Source organism: uncultured Thermus sp. (assembly GCF_938010445.1).
Taxonomy (GTDB): domain Bacteria; phylum Deinococcota; class Deinococci; order Deinococcales; family Thermaceae; genus Thermus; species Thermus altitudinis.
This window is the reverse complement of the sequence record NZ_CALLUR010000101.1, coordinates 1-21,201: the sequence shown is the minus strand read 5'-3', so window position 1 is coordinate 21,201 and position 21,201 is coordinate 1. Positions and strand designations below refer to the sequence as shown.

20 protein-coding genes and 1 pseudogene are annotated in these 21,201 nt (G+C 66.3%); 7 read left to right on the top strand and 14 right to left on the bottom strand.

All coding sequences use genetic code 11. From position 1 onward, the window contains the following. Genes Q0693_RS05790 through hisF form a run of 5 tightly spaced genes read right to left on the bottom strand, consistent with a single transcriptional unit; the run spans position 1 to position 4,820 of the window. Positions 1 to 675, bottom strand: coding sequence for a DUF58 domain-containing protein (locus Q0693_RS05790; RefSeq protein WP_298629891.1), 675 nt, complete (start codon positions 673 to 675; stop codon positions 1 to 3). Beyond that, positions 672 to 2,432 (bottom strand): adenosylcobalamin-dependent ribonucleoside-diphosphate reductase, encoded by a 1,761-nt coding sequence (locus Q0693_RS05785; RefSeq protein ID WP_298629890.1) that lies wholly within the window; start codon positions 2,430 to 2,432, stop codon positions 672 to 674. The genes Q0693_RS05790 and Q0693_RS05785 overlap by 4 nt, the downstream gene beginning before the upstream one ends. A gap of 9 nt (positions 2,433 to 2,441) precedes the next feature. Further along, positions 2,442 to 3,410 (bottom strand): class II fructose-bisphosphatase, encoded by a 969-nt coding sequence (gene glpX / locus Q0693_RS05780; protein ID WP_298629889.1) that lies wholly within the window; start codon positions 3,408 to 3,410, stop codon positions 2,442 to 2,444. 17 nt (positions 3,411 to 3,427) lie between these two features. Continuing rightward, positions 3,428 to 4,066 (bottom strand): bifunctional phosphoribosyl-AMP cyclohydrolase/phosphoribosyl-ATP diphosphatase HisIE, encoded by a 639-nt coding sequence (hisIE, locus tag Q0693_RS05775; protein ID WP_298629888.1) that lies wholly within the window; start codon positions 4,064 to 4,066, stop codon positions 3,428 to 3,430. After that, complete coding sequence (gene hisF, locus Q0693_RS05770) at positions 4,041 to 4,820, bottom strand: imidazole glycerol phosphate synthase subunit HisF (protein ID WP_298629887.1); 780 nt, start codon at positions 4,818 to 4,820, stop codon at positions 4,041 to 4,043. Before hisF ends, hisIE begins: the two co-directional genes overlap by 26 nt. 214 nt (positions 4,821 to 5,034) lie before the next feature. Between hisF and trmFO the strand changes: the two genes are divergently transcribed. Beyond that, positions 5,035 to 6,348 carry a methylenetetrahydrofolate--tRNA-(uracil(54)-C(5))-methyltransferase (FADH(2)-oxidizing) TrmFO gene (gene trmFO / locus Q0693_RS05765; RefSeq protein ID WP_298629886.1) on the top strand — a complete coding sequence of 438 codons (1,314 nt, stop codon included), beginning with the start codon at positions 5,035 to 5,037 and terminating at the stop codon, positions 6,346 to 6,348. Here trmFO and murE read toward each other — a convergent pair. The 5 genes from murE to Q0693_RS05740 are packed head-to-tail and all read right to left on the bottom strand — an operon-like array spanning position 6,325 to position 11,853. Then, complete coding sequence (gene murE / locus Q0693_RS05760; RefSeq protein WP_298629885.1) at positions 6,325 to 7,785, bottom strand: UDP-N-acetylmuramyl-tripeptide synthetase; 1,461 nt, start codon at positions 7,783 to 7,785, stop codon at positions 6,325 to 6,327. The two genes, trmFO and murE, sit on opposite strands and share 24 nt — an antisense overlap. After that, positions 7,782 to 8,390: a deoxynucleoside kinase gene (locus Q0693_RS05755; RefSeq protein ID WP_298629892.1), complete on the bottom strand. Its 609-nt coding sequence runs from the start codon at positions 8,388 to 8,390 to the stop codon at positions 7,782 to 7,784. The genes murE and Q0693_RS05755 overlap by 4 nt, the downstream gene beginning before the upstream one ends. A gap of 4 nt (positions 8,391 to 8,394) precedes the next feature. Beyond that, positions 8,395 to 9,003 (bottom strand): deoxynucleoside kinase, encoded by a 609-nt coding sequence (locus Q0693_RS05750; RefSeq protein ID WP_243030952.1) that lies wholly within the window; start codon positions 9,001 to 9,003, stop codon positions 8,395 to 8,397. Positions 9,004 to 9,023: 20 nt separating this feature from the next. Continuing rightward, positions 9,024 to 10,070, bottom strand: a complete 1,047-nt coding sequence (locus Q0693_RS05745; protein WP_298629884.1) for a S1C family serine protease — start codon at positions 10,068 to 10,070, stop codon at positions 9,024 to 9,026. Positions 10,071 to 10,074: 4 nt separating this feature from the next. Beyond that, a complete protein-coding gene (locus tag Q0693_RS05740) occupies positions 10,075 to 11,853 on the bottom strand; it encodes an arginine--tRNA ligase (protein ID WP_298629882.1) in 1,779 nt (592 codons plus the stop codon). A 62-nt stretch (positions 11,854 to 11,915) separates the two neighbouring features. Between Q0693_RS05740 and Q0693_RS05735 the strand changes: the two genes are divergently transcribed. Further along, positions 11,916 to 12,989, top strand: coding sequence for a chromosome condensation regulator RCC1 (locus tag Q0693_RS05735; RefSeq protein ID WP_298629880.1), 1,074 nt, complete (start codon positions 11,916 to 11,918; stop codon positions 12,987 to 12,989). Here the strand turns inward: Q0693_RS05735 and uvrC are convergent. Further along, positions 12,961 to 14,760 carry an excinuclease ABC subunit UvrC gene (gene uvrC / locus Q0693_RS05730; protein WP_298629878.1) on the bottom strand — a complete coding sequence of 600 codons (1,800 nt, stop codon included), beginning with the start codon at positions 14,758 to 14,760 and terminating at the stop codon, positions 12,961 to 12,963. The genes Q0693_RS05735 and uvrC overlap by 29 nt on opposite strands. A 14-nt stretch (positions 14,761 to 14,774) precedes the next feature. Here uvrC and Q0693_RS05725 point away from each other — a divergent pair, with 14 nt between their 5' ends. After that, positions 14,775 to 15,737, top strand: coding sequence for a membrane dipeptidase (locus tag Q0693_RS05725; RefSeq protein ID WP_298629876.1), 963 nt, complete (start codon positions 14,775 to 14,777; stop codon positions 15,735 to 15,737). Here the strand turns inward: Q0693_RS05725 and Q0693_RS05720 are convergent. Continuing rightward, positions 15,720 to 16,124 carry a PaaI family thioesterase gene (locus Q0693_RS05720; RefSeq protein ID WP_243030944.1) on the bottom strand — a complete coding sequence of 135 codons (405 nt, stop codon included), beginning with the start codon at positions 16,122 to 16,124 and terminating at the stop codon, positions 15,720 to 15,722. The genes Q0693_RS05725 and Q0693_RS05720 overlap by 18 nt on opposite strands. A 21-nt stretch (positions 16,125 to 16,145) precedes the next feature. Here Q0693_RS05720 and Q0693_RS05715 point away from each other — a divergent pair, with 21 nt between their 5' ends. The 3 genes from Q0693_RS05715 to Q0693_RS05705 are packed head-to-tail and all read left to right on the top strand — an operon-like array spanning position 16,146 to position 17,603. Next, positions 16,146 to 16,778, top strand: a complete 633-nt coding sequence (locus Q0693_RS05715; RefSeq protein ID WP_243030939.1) for an alpha/beta hydrolase — start codon at positions 16,146 to 16,148, stop codon at positions 16,776 to 16,778. Beyond that, entirely contained in the window at positions 16,775 to 17,140 is a 366-nt protein-coding gene (locus tag Q0693_RS05710) for an alpha/beta hydrolase (RefSeq protein WP_243030937.1), read from the top strand. Before Q0693_RS05715 ends, Q0693_RS05710 begins: the two co-directional genes overlap by 4 nt. Before the next feature lie 22 nt (positions 17,141 to 17,162). Continuing rightward, the gene (locus tag Q0693_RS05705) at positions 17,163 to 17,603 is read left to right on the top strand and encodes a hypothetical protein (protein WP_298629871.1); all 441 of its coding nucleotides are present in this window, start codon (positions 17,163 to 17,165) and stop codon (positions 17,601 to 17,603) included. Between the two features lie 26 nt (positions 17,604 to 17,629). Here the strand turns inward: Q0693_RS05705 and Q0693_RS05700 are convergent, their stop codons facing one another. After that, on the bottom strand, positions 17,630 to 18,688 hold the full coding sequence (locus tag Q0693_RS05700; protein ID WP_243030934.1) for a tRNA pseudouridine(13) synthase TruD: 1,059 nt from the start codon (positions 18,686 to 18,688) through the stop codon (positions 17,630 to 17,632). Between the two features lie 14 nt (positions 18,689 to 18,702). After that, entirely contained in the window at positions 18,703 to 20,415 is a 1,713-nt protein-coding gene (locus tag Q0693_RS05695) for a M3 family oligoendopeptidase (RefSeq protein ID WP_298629869.1), read from the bottom strand. 253 nt (positions 20,416 to 20,668) lie between these two features. Here Q0693_RS05695 and Q0693_RS05690 point away from each other — a divergent pair. After that, positions 20,669 to 21,201 (top strand): annotated as a pseudogene (locus tag Q0693_RS05690) (hypothetical protein); the annotation flags it as partial.

The window sequence follows — 21,201 nt, the reverse complement described above, 5'->3', positions numbered from 1 at the left end:
CTAAAGGGGCTCCACCACCCCTTGCCGAAGGAGGGCCGGCAAGGGGGGTTCCCCCACCTTGAGGAGGGCGTACCGGCCCCTCAGCAGGGCCAGGAGGCGGAGGGCCTTCAGGTGGGCCTCCAGGGCTTCCCGGTAGGCCCTCACCTCCTCCGGTCCCACGGGGAGGGTTTCCCCGGTTTCCACATCCCTTAGGAGCGCCTCCTCGAGGGGTGGGGATAGTTCTCCGGGTGCCAGGACCTGGACCAAGACCACCCGCCGGGGGAGGATCTTGGGCCAGGGGAGGGGGTCCAGGCCGTCGGTGATGAGAACCAAGACCCCAGGGCCCCGGCGGAAGGCCTCGGGCCTTCCCCGTTCCAGCCGGGCGAAGGCGTCCTCCTGGCGGGCGAGTTTTAGAAGAAGCCTGGCCACCTCTTCCCCATAGACCAGCTTGCCAAAGAGGCGCATGCTTTCGCTTTCGTCCAGGTGGATGCGGAAACGGACCCGCTCGGGGGCGGTTTCTAGGCGGGTATAGAGCCTGCCGGTCTTGGCATAGGCCCGCCAGTGGACCTTGCGCACCTCGTCCCCGGGAGCGTAGGGGCGGAGCTCGTAAAACTCACCCCCTAGGCCCTTCCTTCGGGCCAGGCGCTCCCCGGGATAGGGAAGATAGGGCTTGGTGGCGATGCGGTAGCGGGTCATGCCGTTTGGCAGAAGGTGCAGACCCCCACCGGGGGTAAGGGTTCCACCACCTCCTCCCGGCTTCCCTCCCGGAAGACGGTGATCCCCTTGCACCCTTCCTTCCAGGCGGTGAGGAAGAGCCCTTCCACCACCTCCTTGGGGGTTTCCTGGGGGAGGTTCACCGTGGAAGAGATGCTCTGGTCCACGTGGCGCTGCAAGGCCGCCTGCAAGCGTACCCGCTGGAAAGGATCCACGGTATGGGCCGTGGGCCAGTCCGGTATCGCCCCCTCTTTTTCCCGGCGGTACCGTAGGAGAAGGGGATGCTCCGCCAAGAACACCTGCCCACCGGCATGGCGCAGGTAGGTGAGGGCGAAGATGGGCTCAATGCCGCTCGTCACCCCGGCCAGGATGGAGATGGAGCCCGTGGGGGCGATGGAGATGAGGGCTGCGTTCCTAAGGCCCTTTTCTATCTCCCGCACCAGGGCTTCGGGCAACGCCTGGATGAAGGGGCTTTGCACGTGCTCCTTGGGGTCAAAGGCGGGGAAAGGACCCCTTTTCCGGGCCAAGCGGGTGCTTTCCCAATAGGCGGCTTCCTTGATGCGCCGTATGACCTCTTCGGAAAGCCTTAGGCTTTCCTGGGAGCCGTAGGGAAGCCCCAACATGGCCAGCATGTCCGCTAGGCCCATCACCCCAAGGCCGATCCTCCGGCTCCTCAGGGAGGCTTCCCTTTGGGCCCTTAGGGGGTGGCGGTTTTTCCCTAGGTCCACCACGGCATCCAAAAAGCGCACCGCCAAGCGGGTGGCCTCCTCGAGGCCCGCCCAGTCCAGGCGGGCCCTTTCCCCAAAGGGTTCCTGCACGAAGGCGGCCAGGTTCAGGCTTCCCAGGTTGCAGGCCCCGTAGGGCTCCATGGGCACCTCCCCGCAGACGTTGACCCCCTCCACCTCCATCCTCCCGTACTGGGCCGTGGCCCAGGTGCGCACCCGGTCCCAGAAGAGGAGGCCGGGCTCGGCGCTTTGCCAGGCGGCCTCCACCAGGGTGTCCCAGGCTTCCTTGGCCCGGATGGTACGGGCCACGTGCTCCCGGGGTGTGGTGAAGGAAAGGGGCCAGGGTTCATCGGCCAGGGCCGCCTGCAAAAAGGTGTCCGTGGCCCTTAGGGAGATGTTGGCGTGGCGCACCCGGCTGCGCTGGGGATCGGTTTTGGCCTGGAGGAACTCCAGGAGATCTGGGTGCCGGTCGGAGAAGGTGAGCATCAGGGCTCCCCGCCGGCCCCCGCTGGCCCCCATGACCCCGGCCAGGGTGGAGAAGAGCTCCATGAAGCTTACTGCCCCCGAGCTTTCCACCCCGGCGTTGCCCACCTTGGCCCCCTTAGGCCTTAGGACATCGGCGTTGGTGCCCACCCCACCCCCGTAGGCAAAGGTGCGGGCGGCCTCGTCCAGGAAGCGGGTGATGCCCCTTATGGAGTCCTCCCGGATGGGAAGGTAGTAGCAGTTGAAGAGGGTGGAGCGGCGCCAGTTGCCTAGGCCAAAGAGGATACGGCCTCCAGGGACGAAGCGAAAATCGGAGAAGAGCCAGAAAAACTCCCGCTTGGCTCCCTTTTCCACCCGGGTAGCCCCCTGGACCAGCCGCTGCCACATCTCCTCCGGGGTGGCCTCCAGGAGGCTACCCTCCGGGTCCCTTAGGGCGTAGCGGTTCAGGAAAACAGAGGCCCTTAGCTCATCTCCCTGGAAGAAATCCAGGGCCAGCTTGAGGGCCTCCTCTTGGGTGTACCTCCGGGGCACGCCCTTAGTCTACACGCGGATGGTGACCCGGGCTCCGGTTTCAAAGAGGTGGATGGAGTCTATGAAGCGCACGGTGCGGGTGGTGTGCCCTAGGACGATGGAGTGGGTCCTGGCCCCGCCCCCGAAGAAGCGGACCCCCTGGAGGATGTCCCCATCGGTGATGCCGGTGGCGGCGAAGACGATCTCCCTCCCCGGGGCCAGGTCCTCGGTGCGGTAGATGCGGTTCTCATCCCCGCCCATGGCCCTTAGCCGGGCCCGCTCCTCCTCGTTTTGCGGGGTGAAGCGGGCCTGGATCTCCCCGCCCAGGCACTTGAGGGCGGCGGCGGCCAAGACCCCTTCTGGGGCCCCCCCAATCCCCATCACCGCATGCACCCCGGTGCCCCGGATGGCGGCGGCCAAGGCGGCGATCACGTCGCCATCGGAGATGAGCTTGACCCGGGCTCCGGCCTCGCGGATTTCCCGGATGAGGCCCTCGTGGCGGGGGCGGTCCAGGACCACGATGACCAGGTCCTCCACCGAGCGCTGGAGGGCCAGGGCCAAGGCCTTGAGGTTGGCGGAAACCGGCCAGGAGAGGTCCACAAGCCCGGCGGCGGGTGGGGGGACGATAAGCTTTTCCATGTACATATCGGGGGCGTGGAAGAGGCCGCCCTTTTCGCTAATGGCGATCACGGTCACGGCGTTGGGCAGGCCCTTGGCCGCGGTGGTGGTCCCCTCCACGGGGTCCACGGCGATGTCCACCTCCACACCGCCTTGCCCCAGGACCTCCCCGATGTAGAGCATGGGGGCCTCGTCCATCTCCCCCTCGCCGATCACCACCGTGCCCTTGATGGGAAGCTCGTTCAGGACCCGGCGCATGGCCTGGGTGCCCGCCTCGTCCACGGCGTCCTTATCCCCCTTGCCCGCTAGGCGGCTTGCCGCCAGGGCGGCCTGCTCGGTAACCCGCACCACCTCGAGGACCAACCGGCGTTCTATTTCCATGCTTCCATCATATAGGCCTAGGAGGCGGCGCCGGGTTCTGGCTTAGGGCGGTGCCGTTGCCAGAGGGTTTGGGCCAGGTCCTCGAGGCTGACCCCAGTTTCCGCCAGCACCAAGAGGAGGTGGAAGAGGAGATCCGCGGCCTCCCAGCGCACCTCCTCGGGGTTTTGGTTTTTGGCGGCGAGGATCACTTCCCCGGCCTCCTCCCCGATCTTCTTCAGGATGCGGTCTAGGCCCGCTTGGTGGAGCTTGGCCACGTAGCTTCCCTCGGGGAGGGTCTTGAGGCGCTCCTGGATGGTGGCGTAGACCTGGGCCAGGACAAAGCCCAGGCTGGGCTCTCCCGGAAGGAGGGGGCGGTGGAAGCAACTCCTTTCCCCGGTGTGGCAGGCGGGGCCATGGGGGAGAACCCGGTAGACCACCGCATCCCCGTCGCAGTCCAGGAGGACCTCCACCACCTCCTGGAAGTTCCCCGAGGTCTCCCCCTTGCGCCAAAGGGCCTTGCGGCTACGGCTATAGAAGGTGCTTCGCCCGGTCCTCAGGGTCTCCTCCAAGGCCTCCCGGTTGGCGTAGGCCAGGGTCAGGACCTCCCCTGTTGTGGCGTCTTGCACCACCACGGGCACCAGGCCCTCTGGGCTAAACTTCACTTGGGATAGATCCATCTAAGCGCACCTCCAGGCCCCGTTGGGCCAGGAACTCCTTAAGCTTGGGGATAGGGATTTCCCCGAAGTGGAAGACGCTGGCCGCCAAGGCGGCATCGGCCCCGGCCAGGAAAGCTTCCAGGAAATGCTCCATGTTTCCCGCCCCGCCGCTGGCGATCACCGGCACGTTTACCGCTTCGGCCACCAGGCGGGTAAGGGTTAGGTCGTAGCCCGCCTTGGTGCCATCGCGGTCCATGCTGGTGAGGAGGATCTCCCCCGCGCCAAGCTCCGCTCCCCGCACCGCCCATTCCACCGCGTGGAGGCCGGTGGGAATGCGCCCCCCGGCGATATAGACCTCGGGGAAGTCCCCGTTCCAGCGGGCGTCCACGGCCAGGACCACCGCCTGGGAGCCAAAGTGGTGGGCCAGCTCCTGGATGAGCTCAGGGCGCTTCACCGCCGCCGAGTTCACGCTCACCTTGTCGGCCCCGGCCAAAAGGAGCCCCCGGGCATCCTCCAAGGAGCGCACCCCGCCCCCCACGGTCAAGGGAATGAAGACCCTTTCCGCCACCTGGGCCACCACCTCCAGGAGGATGGCCCGCTCCTCATGGGTGGCGGAGATGTCCAGGAAGACCAGCTCGTCGGCCCCCGCCTGGTCGTAGGCCTGGGCGGCCTCTATGGGGTCCCCGGCGTCGCGGAGGTTGACGAAGTTTACCCCCTTCACCACGCGTCCCGCGTGGACGTCCAGGCAGGGGATGATGCGCTTGGCCAGGCTCATGGGGAAGGAGCCCAAGGGATCCCCACCTCAGGGGGAAAAGGAGCCCTCCTTTCCCCCTTTTTCACCCTGGTAGGCCTGGCCTTCCAAGAGCTCGAGGTGGGCTTCCGGCGACAAGGCCGAACCGCCACCTTAGACCGGTGCCGCACCGCCATAGGGCCATTCTACCCGCTATCCGTCCTTTTCCCAAGCCTGGATGGGTGGTAGCATCTAAAGGATGGAACGGGTGACGGTGGTGGGAGGAGGCCTGGCGGGAAGCGAGGCCGCCTGGACCCTGGCGCGGCTTGGGGTGCCGGTACGCCTCTATGAGATGCGCCCCCAAAGGATGACCCCGGCCCACGCCACGGGGTACTTGGCGGAAATCGTCTGCTCCAACTCCTTGGGGGGCGAGGGGCCTGCCAACGCCAAGGGACTCCTCCAGGCGGAGATGCGCCAGGCGGGGAGCCTGGTGATGGAGGCGGCCTATAGGGCCCGGGTGCCGGCAGGCGGGGCCTTGGCCGTGGACCGGGAGGAGTTCAGCCAGTACATTACGGAAAAGCTTTCCCGGCACCCCCTGGTGGAGGTGGTGCGGGAGGAGGTGGCGGAGATTCCCCAGGGCCTGGCCATCCTGGCCACCGGACCCCTTACCTCCGATGCCCTTTCCGAGGCCATCCGGCGTCGCTTTGGCGACCATTTCCTCAGCTACTTTGATGCGGCAAGCCCCATTGTCCTTTACGAGAGCATAGACCTAAAGAAGTGCTTCCGCGCCGGGCGCTACGGGCAGGAGGCGGACTACCTGAACTGCCCCCTGACCGAGGAGGAGTACCGGCGTTTCTACGAGGCCCTCGTGCGGGCAGAGGAGCACGTCCCCCACGAGTGGGAGAAGCGGGAGTTCTTTGAGGCCTGCGTGCCGGTGGAGGAACTGGCCCGCCGGGGCTACCAGACCCTCCTCTTTGGCCCCATGAAGCCGGTGGGCCTTAAAGACCCCAGGACGGGCAAGGAGCCCTTTGCCGTGGTGCAGCTTCGCCAAGAGGACAAGGCGGGGCGGATGTGGAGCCTGGTGGGCTTCCAAACCGGGCTCAAGTGGCCCGAGCAGAAGCGGCTTATTCAGATGATCCCGGGCCTGGAGGGGGCCGAGATCGTGCGCTACGGGGTGATGCACCGCAACACCTATCTCAACGCCCCTCTTCTCCTGCGGGAGACCCTGGAGTTCAAGGAGGAGGCAGGCCTCTTCGCTGCCGGGGTGCTGGCCGGGGTGGAGGGTTACCTGGAAAGCGCCGCCACGGGGTTTCTGGCGGGGCTGAACGCTGCCAGGCGGGCCCTGGGGCTGAGGCCCGTGGTTCCCCCGGAGGAGAGCATGCTGGGAGGGCTGGTCCGTTTCCTGGCCACCGCCAACCCCCAGGGCTTCCAGCCCATGTACGCCAACTGGGGCCTGGTGCCCCCTGTGGAGGGGAGGATGGGGAAGAGGGAGAAGCGGGAGGCCATGTACCATCGGGGCCTGAGGGCGTTTGCGGAATGGCTGGCCTCCCTAGGGGTGGTCGCCTCCACCTAGGCCCAAGGCCCTGAGCCCTTCCAGGGCCACCTCCTTCTCGTTCCAGGGGAGGGCCAAGGTGCCCCGCTCCAAGGTGGCCTCGTGCCCCTTGCCGGCCAGGAGGACGGTATCCCCTTCCTGGGCCTCGGAGAGGGCGCGGAAAATGGCCTCCTTGCGGTCGGGGATCACCTCAAAAAGGCCCCCTTCCTCCCTGGCGGCCTGGGCCAGGGCCTCGAGGATGGCCATGAGGTCCTCCGTGCGGTGGTCCTCCTCGGTGAAGAAGGTTTGGTCGGCGAGCCTCGCCGCCACCCGGCCGATGTCCTCCCGCCGCTTGGGGTCCCGCTCCCCGGCAGCCCCCACCACCAGGAGAAGCCTCCCCCGGGTGGTCCGGCGTAAGGTCTTTAGGGCTTCTTCCAGGCTTCTGCCGGTGTGGGCAAAGTCTATGACCACCCGGAAGGGCTTCCGTTGCACCACCTCCATGCGTCCCGGCACCCCGGGGAAGGTGGCCAGGCCCCGGAGCACCCCTTCCAGGGGAAGCCCGTAGGCCAAGGCGGCGGCGCTGGCCGCCAGGGCGTTGTCCAGGTTGTAGGCCCCCAGTAGGGGGACGAAGGCCTCCCCAGAGCCCCAGGGGGTGCGAAGGGTGAAGCGCAGGCCCTCTTCGCCCTCCCGTAGACCTTCCCCCCACACCTCCCCGCCAGGGCCGAAAAGCAGGCGGGACCGAAGGGGGAGGCGGTCTAGGTGGGGCAGGCGGGTATTGAGGATGGCCAGCTCTGAGCGCTCCACCAGGAGGGCCTTGGCGGCAAAGTAGGCCTCCGCCGTGCCGTGCAGGTCCAGGTGGTCGTCGGGGTAAAAGCTCACGAAGACCCCGATCCGGTAGGCAAGCCCTTCCACCCGCTTCAGGGCCAGGGCGTGGCTGGAAACCTCCAGGATGGCGGCCTCTAGCCCACGGTCCACGGCCTCCCGCAGGAAGGCGTAGACCTCCGGGGCCTCGGGGGTGGTGAAGTGGCCGATGGGAGGCCTTGGGTCCTCCCCCAGCCTGAGTCCCACCGTGGAGAGGAGGGCGGCCCGCTTTCCCCCCTGGTGCAGGAGGTGGTGGAGGAGGCTTGCCGTGGTGCTCTTGCCCTTGGAGCCCGTAACCCCTAGGAGGTTCAGCCTCCGGTCGGGCTCCCCGTGGAAGCGCCGGGAGAGGTGGGCCAGGGCCAGGCGGGCGTCCTTCACCCTCAGGTAGGGGACGGGAAGGCTGAGCTCCCTTTCCCCCACCACGGCGATGGCCCCCCTTTCCAGGGCCTCGAGGACGTAGTCATGCCCGTCCAAGGGCTTGCGGTGGGGAAGGGGCACCCCGGGGATGGCCACGAAGACGAAGCCCGGGGCTACCCGCCTGGAATCCTGGGTCAGGCCCAGGACCTTCAGGGGCGGGGCCTTCAGGCCATAGGGGGCGAAGAGTTCCTCCAGGGTCATGGTTGGATCCGGGGGCGTAAGGCGGCGAGCAAAGCGGCGCGGTCCTCCTCCTTTTCCACAAAGTCTATCCGGTCCGCCTCCACCACGTAGACGGGGGAGAGGTCCCAAGAGGCGATGAGCTCCTCATAGAGCTCGTTAAGCCGCAAGAGGTAGCCCTCAGGAAGGCCTTGCTCAAAGGGCCTGCCCCGCTTTCTTATCCGCCTTCTCAGGGTGGGGAGGCTGGCCCGGAGGTAGATGAGAAGGTCGGGCGTACGAAGGGCTGGGGCTACGCTCTGGAAAAGATCCATATAAGTCCGCCAGTCCCGCTCCTGCAAATAGCCTTCCCGGTAGAGATTCTTGGCGAAGACCAAAGCGTCCTCGTAGACGGTGCGGTCCTGGACCACCGCCTTGGCCCCGTTGATCTCCAAAAGGTGCTGGCGCACCCTCCTTGAGAGGAAGAAGATCTGGGAATGGAAGGCGTAGGTCCCCATCTCCCGATAGAAATCCTCCAGGTAAGGGTTTTCGCTTACCGCCTCGTAGACGGGCTTTAGGCCGAAAGCCTCGGCCAGAAGGGCGGTGAGGGTGCTCTTGCCGCTACCGATGTTGCCGGCGATGGCCAGGTACATGGCGTTAGGGTTGGGTTTTCCCTTGAAGGCCATGGGCCTTGACCAGGGCCACCACCCGGTCCTGGTCGGGGCCGGGTTGGCTGTAGTCCAGCTGGTCCGCTTCCAGGACCAAAAGGGGATGGGGGTAGCGGGCAAAGTGGCGCTCGTAGGCCTGGGAGAGGGCCTCGAGGTAGGCGGGGTCCATCCCCTCCTCAAAGGGCCGGCCCCGTTTCCTGATGCGTTCCAACAGCACGGGCACCGGGGCCCTCAGGTAGATGGTGAGGTCGGGCGGGGGAAGCTTCAGGGAAAGCTCCCGGTAGAGGTCCAGATACAGGTCCCACTCCGGGCCTTCCAGATTCAGGCTGGCGAAGATGGCGTCCTTGTCAAAGAGGTAGTCGGCCACCACCCCGCCGAAAAGGGGCCTTTCCCGCAGGCGGGAAAGCTGCCGGTACCGGGAGAGGAGGAAGAAGACCTGGGTCTTGAAGGCGTAGCCCTTGCGGTCCTGGTAGAAAAGGGGCAGGAAAGGGTTTTCCTCCACCACCTCCAGGAGGGGCTCGGCCCCAAGCCTTTCCGCAAGAAGCCGGGCCAGGGTGGTTTTGCCTGCGCCGATAGGGCCTTCTATGGCGATGTACACGCTGACCTCCGCAAGGTAGCCTAACGGCTGACGGGCCTGGCCACCATGGTGAGGGTGACCTCGAGCCTCCGCCCATCCCGCCAAAGCGTTAGCCGCACCCGGTCCCCGGGGCGGTAACGGGCGATGAGGCGGACCACCTCCGCCTTGTCCTTGACCGCCTTCCCGTTCACCGCCAGGATCACATCCCCTAGGGCCAAAAGCCTTCCCTGGGCGTCCCGCTGGGCTCCCCTTAGACCGGCCCGGGCTGCGGGGCTACCCGGTTCCACCCGGTCCACCATGGCCCCCTGGGTGGTGGTGAGGCCCACCGCCCTAAGGAGCACGGGAGGCAGCTCGTCCAGGCTCACCAGGCTGGCCCCCAGCCAGCCCCGTTGGGGGATGCCAAAGCGCTCCAGGTCCTGGACGCTTTGCGCCACCAGCTCCGCCGGTATGGCCACCCCGATGCCTCCCACTCCCGAGGGCCCCCCCACCACGTCCGCCACCACCCCGATCACCTCCCCTTGCAGGTTCAGAAGGGGGCTTCCCGAGTTGCCCACGGTGAGGGGGGCATCGGTGAAGAGATACTCCCCCACCTCAGCCCCCACGCTGGGGTCAGGGGTGGGGACTTCCAAGGGGCCGATCCCGGATAGGATGCCGTAGGAGGCCAAGGGGCCTTGGCCGAAGGGAAACCCCACCAGCACCACCCCCATCCCCAAAGGAAGGCTCGTGGCAGGGGTTTTGCTAAAGCCCAACGTGCCCGGGGCTTGGAGTCCCCGCACCGTGAGGAGGGCGATGTCAATCCCCGGGTCCACGGCGAAGCGCTCCGCGGGGAAGGTGCGCCCGTCGCTCAGGCGCACGGTGAGGTCGGTGAGGTCCTGGACCACGTGGTAGTTGGTAACCACGCGAAAGGGGCTTACGAAGAAGCCGGTGCCCACCACCTGGTTTTCCCCAGGGGCCGTGGGGGAACCCTGGACCCGGACCACCGCAGGCAGGGCCTTGCGGATCACCTGGCTTCGCGCCACTTCCTCGGGGGAGACTAGGCGCTGGCCCAAGGCCAAAGAGAGGAGGAGGAGGGCGAGGGCAAGGCGCATGCCCTTACATTACCTCAGGGGCGGGGATGCCCAGGAGGGAAAGCCCGGTCTTCAGGGTTTCTTGCAGGCTTTTCACCAAGCCCAGGCGAAGCTCCTTTAAGCCCGAAGGCGCCGTCAGCACGGGGGTGGCGGGCCGCCCCTCCTCCTTGGCGTTGTAGTAGGCGTTCCAGCTGGCTGCGAGGTCCAGGAGGTACTGGGCCAAGACATGGGGGGTTTTCTCCTCGGCGGCCTCCAGCACCGCCTCCTCAAAGTCCAGGAGGGCTAAGGCCAGTTCCCGCTCGTAAGGGGTGGCCTGGGCGAGGTCCGCCTCCCCCCACTCCCCGGCCTTGCGCAGGATGCTGTGGGCCCGGGCGTGGGCGTACTGCACGTAGGGCCCGGTGTCCCCTTCAAAGGAGAGGGCCTCGGCGTAGCGGAAATCTATTTGCTTTTTGGGCTCGGTCTTTACCATGGCGAAGCGGATGGCCCCCAAGGCCACCATCCTGGCGGCCTCCTCCTTGGCGGGGTGCTCGGGGTTTTTCTCCTGTATGATGGCCAAGGCTCTCCTCTCTGCCTCTTCCAAGACCTCGTCCACGCTCACCGCCAGGCCCTTCCGCCCCGACATCTGCCTGCCCTCCAGGAGCACGGTTTCATAGGCCAGGTGGAAGGCGCCTTCCGCAAGCTCAGGATGCCCCGCCAGGGCCAAGGCCGCCCGCACCAGGGCCTGGGGGTGGCTTTGGCGCACGTCAATCACGTTTACCGTCTCCCGGGCCCTGGGGGTATAGGCCTCCCCCTCAGGGGCGCTGGTCCTGAGGGCGGGATAGTAAGGGTTGGGGTAGGGCTGGAAGTGGAGGCCCTCGAGGAGGCCCATCTTCCAAAACTGGAAGGCGATGTCCTTGGCGTAGTAGGTGGCGGCGCCACCCGAGCGCACCAGGACGAAGTAGGGGTCTTCCAGCCCGGGGATGAAGGGGCTTGCGTCCATGACCAGGGCCCCTGCGTACTTGCCCTCTTGGGGGCGGAACACATGGGGGCTTTGTTCCAAAATGCGCAGGGCCTTTTCCAGCAGCCCCGCCCGGACGATGTCCGATTCCCACACCAGAAGGTGGTAATGGGCGTTTAGGGCCTTCATGGTGGCCATCTGGGCCAGGAGGATGCGGTTAACCTCTTCCCGGAGCTCCCCCCGCTCCAGGGCGTGTAGGACCTCCTCTATGCCCCCTTGTAGGTTGGGGTACTCGGGGTCCTGGTGGAGGCGCACGTAGGCCCTGCCGGCGAAGTGGTCGTACTTTTCCTTTCCATCCCAGGAAAGGCCGTAGTGCCTGAGGGCAAAGAGGGTTTCCGCTGCCTGGCGGCCCGTGTCGTCAATGTAGTTGAGGACCAGGATCTCCCGCCCGGCATAGTCCAGGATGCGGGCCAGGCTGTCCCCGAGGGCGATGTTCCTGAGGTGGCCCACGTGGAGCTCCTTGTTGGGGTTCACCGAGGTGTGCTCCATGAGCACCAGGCCTTCCCTCTTGGGGAAAGGGCCCTTGGGCCTAAGGGCTTCCCCCAGCAGATCCCGCGTGCGGATGCGGAAGTTCAGGTACCCGCCCACCGGGATGGCCTCCTCCACAAAGGGGGGAAGGTCCAGCCGGGCCTTGAGCTCCTCGGCGATGGCCTGGGGGGGTTTTCTGAGCTCCTTGGCCAGGGCGAAGAGGGGAACCCCGTAGTCCCCGGGCTTGTCCTTGGGGGCCTTGGCCACCTTTAGGCGGAGGTCCAGGCCCAGTTCCTTGAGGGCCTGGTGGATGGCTTCTTCCAGGGCGCGGCGCACCATCAGGGGGTTATCTTACCCCAGGGTTTAAGGGGGTTTTTGGCGGCCGCCGTTAACCTGGGATTATGGGATGGCACCGGTGGTGTGGGTTAGGGCTTTGGCTCTTGGGGATGGCCCTTTCCCAGGGTATGCTGGCGGCGGGTTCTGGGCACAGCCTCTTCCTTAAACAAGGTTTCGTCAAGCTGGGTGCCCTATGGGGATGGGGCTGGAACTACCAGGGCCAGCTGGGGGACGGAACCTTCTTAAACCGCAACCGCCCGGTACTTTTGCTCCAGGGTGTGGTGGCCGTGGCGGCGGGCGAGGCCCATACCCTGGCCTTGGACCCAGAGGGAAGGGTGCTAGCCTTTGGCCGCAACGAGGAAGGCCAGCTGGGCCTGGGTTCCTTGGCCAGCCAGGGCCGGCCAGTGCGGGTGGAGGGGTTGCCCAGGATCCTAGGCGTGGCGGGAGGGCACCAGCATAGCCTTTTCCTAGCGGAGGGTGGGGCGGTGTACGCCTCGGGGGCTAACACCGAGGGCCAGCTGGGGGATGGCACCTTCGAGGGACGGAGGTCGCCCGTACGGGTTCTAGGGCTTCCGCCGGTGATGGCGGTGGCGGCGGGGTACTTCCACTCCTTGGCCCTAACCCCTGAGGGGCGGCTTTACACCTGGGGGGCCAACCTTTCGGGCCAGCTGGGGGACGGTACGGTGGAGCCTCGCTCCAAGCCTTTGCCGGTGGAGGGTCTATCCCGGGTGGTCCAGGCCGTGGGCGGGGGCAACTTCAGCGCGGCCCTTTTGGCGGAGGGCTCGGTGTACGTTTGGGGCTTGGATTCCGCCACGCCGAGGCGGCTTGAAGGCCTGCCGCCCATAGTGGCCTTGGCGGCAGGCCGGGAACATCTCCTTTGCCTGACCAAGGAGGGGGAGGTGTGGGCCTTGGGGGCCAACGAGGCCGGCCAGTTGGGGGATGGAACCCAGGAATCCCGCCTCGAGGCCCGCCCGGTGGAAGGCCTAAAGGGGGTTGTGGCCCTCGCCGCCGGGGACGCCCATAGCCTGGCCCTAACCGGGGAGGGGATCCTTTACGCTTGGGGAAGGAACGAGTACGGGCAGCTGGGCGATGGTACCCGGCAAAACCGCCTCAGGCCGGTGGTGGTGAGGTTTCCTTAAGGGGAGCCTCCAAGGCGGCCTTAAGGGCCTCGGCGGCCTTGCGGTTCATGCCGGGGAGGCGGGCCAGCTCCTCCAAGGGGGCTTCCTTCAGGGCCCTAAGCCCCCCGTACCGTTCCAAAAGAAGCCGCTTTCTGGCCTCCCCAATACCCGGGATGCCCTCTAGAATCTGGAAAAGCTCCTGGCTTCTCCGTTTCTGGTGGTAGCGAAGCCCGTTTTGGTGGGTTTCGTCCCGCAGGTGGATGAGGAGCTGCAAGGCCGGATGGGTCAGGGGCAGGCGGATCTCCCGGCCCTCGGGGGTGAGGAGGACCTCCTCCCGCTTGGCCAGGCCCACCAGGGGAAGGTTCAGCCCGGCCCTTTGCAAAGCCCTGGCCGCAGCCCGCACCTGGCCCAGGCCGCCGTCAATCAGGAGGAGGTCGGGGAGGGGTAGGTCTTTAAGGCTTCCCGTAAAGCGGCGAAAGACCCCCTCCTCCATGGCGGCGTAGTCGTCGTTCCCTGACTTCAGGCGCATCCTGCGGTACTCCGCCCGCTTGGGCCTTCCCCCCTCAAAGACCGCCAGGGAGAAGACCCGGGCCTGGCCCTGGAGGTGGCTCACGTCGTAGCCCTCGAGGCGGAAAGGCCTTTGGGCAAGCCCCAGGATCTCCTGGAGGGCCTTTAGGGCCGGGTGGTCCCCCCGCTTCTCCCGCTGCTTGAGCTCGGTTTCCAAGGCCAGGCGGGCATTTTTTTCCGCCAGCTCCAGAAGCCTTAGCTTTTCCCCTTTCTTGGGCACCCTCAGCTCCACCTTCCGCCCGGCCCGGCGGCGGAGGAGGGTCTCCAGGCTTTCCAGGTCCTCCAGGGGGAAAGGGAGCAGGACCAAGGGCGGCAGGGGCGAGGCCTGCAGGTAGTAGTCCCTGAGGAAGGCCCAGAGGATTTCCTCTGGGCTGGCCTCCTCCTTCTCCACCACCCGGCTGATCCTTCCCAGGATGCGCCCCGAGCGCACCTGGTATAGCTGCACCACCGCCAAGGGTCCCGCCTGGGCCAGGCCCAGGAAGTCCAGGTCCCCCATCTTTGGGTCAACGGCCTGCTGGGCTGTGGAGAAGAAGGCCTTTAGGGCCTCCCTCTGGTCCCGGATCTCCGCCGCCCGCTCAAACTCCAGCCTTTGGGCGGCCTCCCGCATCTTGGCTTCCAGCTCCTTCAGGAGGTGGTCCACCTTGCCTTCCAGCACCGCCTCCACCTGGCGCACCGCCTCCCCGTAGGCCTGGGGGTCGGCCAGGCCCACGCAAGGGGCCAGGCAGCGGCCCATGCTGTAGTTGAGGCAGGGGTAGCGCCGCCTTTTCATGGGGTAGCCGGAGTTCTTGCGCAAGGGGAAAAGCCGGTCAATGAGGGTCTTGATGCGCCTTAGGGCGCTGGCCTCGGGGAAGGGGCCATAGTACCTGGCCCCGTCCTCCTCCACCCGCCGCACCACCAAAAGGGTGGGGAAGGGTTCTTGGGTGAGCTTCAGGAAGGGGTAGTGCTTGTCGTCCTTGAGGAGGACGTTATAGGGCGGGCGGTGGGCCTTGATGAGGTTGGCCTCGAGGAGGAGGGCTTCCACCTCGTCCCGGGTGGCGATGAAGTCCAGGCCCGTGGCCTCCTGGGCGATGCGGGCCGCTTTGCCCTCGGCGTGGAAGTAGCTGCGCACCCGGGCCCTCAGGTTCTTGGCCTTGCCCACGTAGAGGACCTCTTCCCCCTGTTTCCAGAGGTAGACCCCGGGGGCCTCGGGAAGGGGAGGAAGCTGGGAAAGCCGCACGTTTCCCATTGTAGAGTGCCCCTATGGAGCCCGTCATGGTGGACGCCCACCTGGACCTGGCCCATAACGCCCGGGCCCTGGGCCGGGACCTTTCCCTTCCCTTAGACCGCCTGAGGGAAGTGGACCCTCATCCGGAAACCCCCCTCGTAAGCCTCCCCAGCCTTCGGGAGGCCAGGGTGGCCGTGGCCTTCGCCACCTTGTTCGTGGACCCCCGGGAGGGGGGACAGGCGGACTGGCAGGAGGAGGTGTACGCCCAGCTGGCCCTATATGAGGCTTGGGAGGCCAAGGGCTGGGTGCGGATCCTGCGGGAGGGCGAGGACCTAGAGGCCCACCTGGCCCGCTATCCCCAGGACCTTGTCCTGGGGCTGGTGCTCCTCCTGGAGGGGGCCCACGCCCTGGCCGATCCGGAGGACCTCCTCCCCTTGCGCCAAAGGGGCCTTAGGCTCCTTTCCCTCACCTGGGCCACCCGGAACGCCTACGCTGGGGGCAACGCCGAGGAAGCCCCCCTTACCGAGGCGGGAAAGGCCCTTTTGCGGAAGATGGAAGCTTTGGGCGTGGCCCTGGACCTTTCCCATCTGGCGGAGGAGGCGGCCCTAGAGGCCCTGGAGGCCTTTTCGGGCCCGGTTTGCGCCACCCATGCCAATGCCCGGGCCCTGGTGCCCTCCCCCCGCCATCTCTCCGACCGGCTTATGGAGGCCCTAAGGGAGCGGGAGGGGGTCTTGGGCCTGGTGCCCTTCAACGCCTTCTTGGACCCCAACTGGAGGCGGGGGGATCCCCGGCTTCCCCTGGAGGCCTTTTTCCGCCACAAGGCCCATGCGGAAACCCTCTTAGGCCCGGAAAGGGTGGGCTTGGGCACGGATTGGGACGGGGGGTTTGGCCTCGAGGCGGTGCCCTTGGGCCTGGACCGGCACCGGGACCTCTGGGCCTTGGGGGATGAGGGCTTCCTGGGGGGCAACTGGCTTCGCTGGCTACGCACCTGGTTCTAGGGGCACCACCGCCAGGGTGCACCGGCTTGCCGCCACCAGCTTGTTTTCCTCGTCGTAAACCTTCACCTCCCACACCTGGGTGGTGCGGCCCAGGTGGAGGGGCCTTCCCACGGCCCGGATGGTGCCTTGGCTTTTCCTGCGGATGTGGTTGCAGTTGATCTCCAGGCCGAAGGCGGCATGCCCCGGCGGGCAGTTGAGGAACCCCCCCACGCTGGCCACGCTTTCCGCCAGGGCCACCGTGGCCCCGCCATGGAGAAAGCCAAAGGGTTGGTGCACCTTGGGGGTGACCTCCAGCTCCGCCACCACCTCGTCCTTTTCCAGCTTCAGGTAGCGTACGCCCAAGGTGGCATCCAGGGTTTCCCTTTCGGGGAAGCTTTGCCTTTCCATGGCCTGGAGTATAAAGGGAAGGTGGGCGAGATCCGCCTTTTCCCTGGCCTCTTGGCACCTCCGGCAGGCCTGGACTTCTTCCTGGACCTTCCCTCGGAGGAGGGGCTTCACCTCATCGCCTTTGGGGAAGGGGCCCTGGCCGCCTTGAAGGTGGCCTTTCAGGAGGAGGCGAAAAGCCTGGTGCTCCTTTCCCCCCTCCTGAGACGGGATGCGCTGCTCTCCGCTAAGTTGGCGGCCCTCCGCTTGGGCTGGGAAACGGGCGGGTTGGAGGGATTCGCCCGGGTGGGCCGGGCCCTTTTCTTTGGCCCCCGGGCCGTGGAGAGTGAGGAGGTCCTTGGGGTGTGGCAGGAAGGGTTGTCGGAGGGGAAGGTGCGGCGGTGGCTCCACCTTGTGGAAGGGCTTTCCGACGAGCGCCGTTGGCTTAGGGGCACGGAGGCCCGGGTGCTGGTGGTCCAGGGGGCCTGGGATGCCTTTACCCCTCCTTTTTACGGCAAGGAGGTGGCGGATTTCGCCAAGGGGGAGGCGGTGCGCTTCACCCTGGAGGAAGCCGGCCACCTGGTCCCTTGGGAGGCCTGGGAAGAGGTTTTGGACCTTGTGGGGGATTTCCTTCTGGGGGAGGCTTTCCGTCCCTTGCCCGGGGGTCTTGCCCTATGAGGCGGACGGGGTACCTCCACCTCTACGGCCTGAACCTGGTCTTTGATCGCAGGGGGAGGGGACCGGCGGTGGTCCTTCTAGCGGAGGAGGCGGGCGCTTGGCCCGAGCCTCTTCCCGAGGGCTTTACCTTTTACCTTCTGGACCTTCCCGGCCACGGCCGCACGGGGGGGCCCAGGATGGCCCCGGAGGAGCTGGCCGAGTACGTGATGGGCTTTGTGGTCATGCTGAACCTGGGTTCACCCCCCATCCTGGTCCGGGGAAGGGGAGAGAGGGTGGGAGAGGTGCTTAGGGAGAGGGGGTACCGGGTTTTCCCTGGAGATTTCCTAGGGGAAACCTTGCACGAAGCCATGAATATGGGGTAACATGCTCCCAGGAGGTGACGGTATGCGAAGGGTTCTAGGTGTTTTGGCGGTGGTGTTGGGCCTAAGCTTGGCGCAGTTTTCCGTGGAGAACTTGAAGCCTTCCTTGGCGGTGGTGGGAGGTACCCAGGGCTTGGGCCTCGAGGCCTCCTGGCACTGCCTCCTCTTCCAGCCCCCGGTGGGGGAGGTGCGGCCCGCCTTGGATATCGCTACGGACCTAGGCGGTAACTGGAACGGGGCCTTCCTCTTCCGCTACCTCTACCCCCTGGCCGAGGGCCTGAAGGCGGGGGTGGGGCTGGGGGTGGCCGTTCCTGGTTTCCAGTTTGCCAGCACCAGCCTCTACTTCCGGGCCGATGCCGAGTATGACCTTAAGGCCGCCTTGGGGGCGCCCCTATTCCTGGGTGGGGACCTGGGCGTGGCCGAAGGCAAGCTGGCGGGACAGCTGAAGCTGGGGTACCGCTTCTAGGCCGAGGCGGGGCGAAGGGGGAGGGTTTAGCCCTCCTCCTGGTTTTCTTCCCCCTCCTCCGGGGCGTCCACCTCCACCTTCATCACCTCCCTCAGGAGGCTGGTGGCGTAGCTCCCCTTGGGCAGAAAGAAGCTGAGCCATAGGCCTTCTGGGGTTTGCTCCAGGGCCCACTCCCGGAGGGGGATACGGATGGGCCTTCTCGCTCCCCGGCGCGCCCGAAACTCCTCCCGCATAAGCCCGTAGCGGGCCAGGATTTCGTCCTCCAGGGCCCTGGCCGCGCCCTGGGCCTCCGGGTACTTCTTGCCGAACAGGGGTCCTGTGGCGCTGATCTCCAGCCTCAAGGCCCGTTCCGCCTCTTCCTCCCGCTCCACCAGAAACTCCCCTCCCGTGGCGTGCTTCTTGGCCCAGTCCCCGGGGATCACCCGGTCGTAGAGCCCCCTTTCCATCCGCAAGGCCACCCAGTCGTTGAAGAGGAGGCTTTGCAGGCTGCCGATCAGGAAGCGCTTGAGCCAGGGATTTCCCCTCCCCTTGCCCTTTTTCACCAGGGCATAACCCTTGAGGGGATTCTGCCCCCCAAGGCCAAAGCGTTGGGGGCCGTAGTAGTTGGGGATGCCCTTGGCCTCGAGGACCTTCAGGACGGCCCGGGCCTTCTCCCCATCCTGGGCCCCGCGGATGAGGATGCGGAAGCGGTTTCCCTTGAGGTGGCCCGTGCGGAGCTTGTTGGTGTGGAGGTTGGCTTGCAAAAGCCGGGTTCCCCTAAGGTTTTCCAATAGACACAGGGCGTCCTCGTGCTTGCGGGGGATGGAGAACCACTGCCGGGTCCTGGCGTGCTTGTCCTTAAGCCCGGCCACCCCGATTTCCTTTTCCGGAACCCCCACCTCGTCCCGCAAAAACTCCACCACCTGGCGGGTGGTGAGGCCCTCCTTTTCCAGGAGGAAGTAGAGGTGCTCCCCTTCCCCGCTGGGCAGGTAGGCGGGCACCTCCTCCACCTGGAAGTCCTGGGGGAGGAGGCGGATCGCCCCACCCACGCCGGGAAGGTCCTGGGTGAGGTAGGGGTAGCGCCCAGCGCGGTAGACCAGGTCCATCCCCCTATTCTGCCCTAGGGAAGGGCCTTAAGCCAAGACTCCAAGACGCCAAAGCCATAGCGGAAGAAGGCTTCGGAGGCCAGGTCCACCCCCGCTTGGGCCAGGATGGCCTTGGGGCTTTGGCTTTCCCCGGCCTTCAGGACTTCCAGATACCGGGGCACGAAGGCCTGGCCCTCCTCCTGGTACTTGCCATAGAGGGCCAGGACCACCAGGTAGCCTAGGGCGTAGCTGTAGGTGTAGAAGCGGTAGTGGACGAAGTGGGGGATGCCGGCCCAGGCGGCCCCGTCCAGTTCTGTCCAGGCCACGGCATCCCCGTAAAGCCTCGCCTGCTCCTCTTGCCAGATCCCGTGGAAGGCCTCGGGGGAAAGGGCGGCTTCCCGGCGGGCCTCGAGGCTCCGTCGTTCAAAGAAGGTGTACATCACCTGGCGGAAGAGGGTGTTCACGGCGTCTTCCACCCTTTCCGCCAGGAGCAGGGTGCGTTCCTCCCCGGAAAGCCGTTCCAAGAGGAGGTCGTCCAGGAGGATTTCCGCAAAGACGCTGGCGGTTTCCGCCAAGGGGGTGGAGGCCCCGAAGTTGAGGAGGCGTTGCCCCCTTGCCAGGTAGAAGTGCACTCCGTGCCCCAGCTCATGGGCTAGGGTGTGGGCGGCGTCCAGGTCGTCGGTGTGGTTGAGGAGGACGTAGGGGTGGGTGGAGGGGAGCCCTCCGGAGCAGAAGGCCCCGCCCCGCTTCCCGGGCCTGGGGTACACGTCAATCCAGCGCTTGGCAAAGAACTCCTTGGCGATGGCCTCCATCTCTGGGGAGAAGCGGCGGAAGGCGGTGAGGACCAGCTCCTTGGCCTCGGCAAAGGGGATCTTAGGCTTTTCCCCCAAGGGGGCCAGGAGGTCAGGGCTGGGCACCTTCTCCTGCCCCAGGCGCCGGGCCTTCCAGCGGTAGTAGGCCTCCACCAAGGGGTAATGGGCCCGGGTGGCCTCCAGAAGGGCTTCTATGTCCTTCACCTCCACCTCGTCCCGGAGGGCCACGGGCTCGAGGGGATGGGCAAAGTTCCTAAGGCGAAGGTCCTGGAGATAGTCCAGGTAGACCGCATTGAAGACGGCGCCTAGGGTGGGGGCCTCGGCCAGGAGCTTCCCGTACAGCTCCCGGTGGGCCTCCCGCCGTACCCCGGGGTCGGGGTCCCGCCTAAGGGCCCGCACCTCCATCTCGGTAAGCTCCCTTTCCCCCACCCGGAAGCGGAAGCGGCCCGTATACTCCGTGTAGAACTGGCTCCAGGCGCTCCTCCCCACCAGGCCCTTTAGGTTTAAAAGCTCCTCTTCCCTTTCGGAAAGGGTGTGGGGGGCGTAGGCCCGCTGCCTCTTTAGGAAGTGATGCAGATCCTTTAGCCCCTCGTGGCCCAGGAGCTTTTGTAAAGCCTCTTCGGGAAGCTTCCTCAGGGCTATCTCCAGGGGGAGAAGGCGGTTTCGCACCTCGGTGTACCGGTTCCTGACCCGGTCCAAGAGGGCCTTGGCCGAGGCGTCCTGGGTGCGGGTGGCGAAGTAGAGGGAGGCATAGTTCAAGGGCTTATAGGCCTTTTCTAGGGCCATTTCGTAGCGGCGGAAGAGGCTTTCCGCTTCTTGGGGGTCCAGGAGGCCTTCTGGGCTGAGGTCTGAGGCCAGGCGGAGGGCTTCGCCGAGGTCGGCCTCGAGGGCCGGGTCCTCAGGTCCCGCATAGAGGTCGGAAAGGTCCCACTCCATCCCGCCCACTATACCGTTTAAGGGATATGTAAGGCCGGCTGGCTAGGGTGGGAATCGGGGTGAGAGGTTTGCGGAAAAGAGGCAGGGGGTCTGCCAAGGGCCGAGGGCCTAGGACCGCGCCTTGGAGGGGAGGATGGCAAAGGGCCTTGCTGGATTTGCCCCTTGCGGAGGCTAGGCACGAGGAAGGCGCGGCCGGAGGAGAGGGTATAGGGCTTTTGCATGAGGCAAAGGGGAGCGCAGGGAGGAGGAAGACATGAAAAGGGTCATGTGGAGGGCGGTAGGGTTTTTGCTGGCCCTGGGGTGGGCTTGGGCCCAGATGGGTTTACCCGGGTTCCCCCAGGCGCCTGGCGGGGGTCCGGGGGTGCCCGGGGCTGGCGGGCAGGTGTACCAGAACCCGGCTTTGGGGATGGCCTTTCCCATCCCCCCGGGTTTCCAGCTGGCGCAAGAGGTGCCTTTTGCCGGTGGGCTGACGGTGCTCCTCATGCACCCTATGGGGGCAGAGCTTTACGCCATCTCCATGGATTTGGGCCAACCCCTGGACCTCCAAGGCTTTCATCAGCTCAACCTCCAACGTCTGTCCCAGCAGGACCAGGTGTTGCGCCAGCAGGGCATCCAGGTGCAACGGCAGCCCCTTTCGGGCTTGACCCTGGGTGGCCGGCCTGCCTTAGGGCTGGTGAGCCAGGCTCTGTTCCAGGGGCAGAGCTATCTGGACCTAAGTGTTTACACCGTGGAGGGCGGCCGGGCGTACGCCCTGCAGCTCACGGCACCAGCCCAGGTTTTTTCCCA

Excerpts from the sequence above, each read along its gene's own strand:
- Q0693_RS05790 (WP_298629891.1), bottom strand. The coding sequence starts at position 675 with ATGACCCGCTACCGCATCGCCACCAAGCCCTATCTTCCCTATCCCGGG.
- glpX (WP_298629889.1), bottom strand. The coding sequence starts at position 3,410 with ATGGAAATAGAACGCCGGTTGGTCCTCGAGGTGGTGCGGGTTACCGAG.
- hisIE (WP_298629888.1), bottom strand. The coding sequence starts at position 4,066 with ATGGATCTATCCCAAGTGAAGTTTAGCCCAGAGGGCCTGGTGCCCGTG.
- hisF (WP_298629887.1), bottom strand. The coding sequence starts at position 4,820 with ATGAGCCTGGCCAAGCGCATCATCCCCTGCCTGGACGTCCACGCGGGA.
- trmFO (WP_298629886.1), top strand. The coding sequence starts at position 5,035 with ATGGAACGGGTGACGGTGGTGGGAGGAGGCCTGGCGGGAAGCGAGGCC.
- murE (WP_298629885.1), bottom strand. The coding sequence starts at position 7,785 with ATGACCCTGGAGGAACTCTTCGCCCCCTATGGCCTGAAGGCCCCGCCC.
- Q0693_RS05755 (WP_298629892.1), bottom strand. The coding sequence starts at position 8,390 with ATGTACCTGGCCATCGCCGGCAACATCGGTAGCGGCAAGAGCACCCTC.
- Q0693_RS05745 (WP_298629884.1), bottom strand. The coding sequence starts at position 10,070 with ATGCGCCTTGCCCTCGCCCTCCTCCTCCTCTCTTTGGCCTTGGGCCAG.
- Q0693_RS05740 (WP_298629882.1), bottom strand. The coding sequence starts at position 11,853 with ATGGTGCGCCGCGCCCTGGAAGAAGCCATCCACCAGGCCCTCAAGGAA.
- Q0693_RS05735 (WP_298629880.1), top strand. The coding sequence starts at position 11,916 with ATGGGATGGCACCGGTGGTGTGGGTTAGGGCTTTGGCTCTTGGGGATG.
- uvrC (WP_298629878.1), bottom strand. The coding sequence starts at position 14,760 with ATGGGAAACGTGCGGCTTTCCCAGCTTCCTCCCCTTCCCGAGGCCCCC.
- Q0693_RS05725 (WP_298629876.1), top strand. The coding sequence starts at position 14,775 with ATGGAGCCCGTCATGGTGGACGCCCACCTGGACCTGGCCCATAACGCC.
- Q0693_RS05720 (WP_243030944.1), bottom strand. The coding sequence starts at position 16,124 with ATGGAAAGGCAAAGCTTCCCCGAAAGGGAAACCCTGGATGCCACCTTG.
- Q0693_RS05710 (WP_243030937.1), top strand. The coding sequence starts at position 16,775 with ATGAGGCGGACGGGGTACCTCCACCTCTACGGCCTGAACCTGGTCTTT.
- Q0693_RS05705 (WP_298629871.1), top strand. The coding sequence starts at position 17,163 with ATGCGAAGGGTTCTAGGTGTTTTGGCGGTGGTGTTGGGCCTAAGCTTG.
- Q0693_RS05700 (WP_243030934.1), bottom strand. The coding sequence starts at position 18,688 with ATGGACCTGGTCTACCGCGCTGGGCGCTACCCCTACCTCACCCAGGAC.
- Q0693_RS05695 (WP_298629869.1), bottom strand. The coding sequence starts at position 20,415 with ATGGAGTGGGACCTTTCCGACCTCTATGCGGGACCTGAGGACCCGGCC.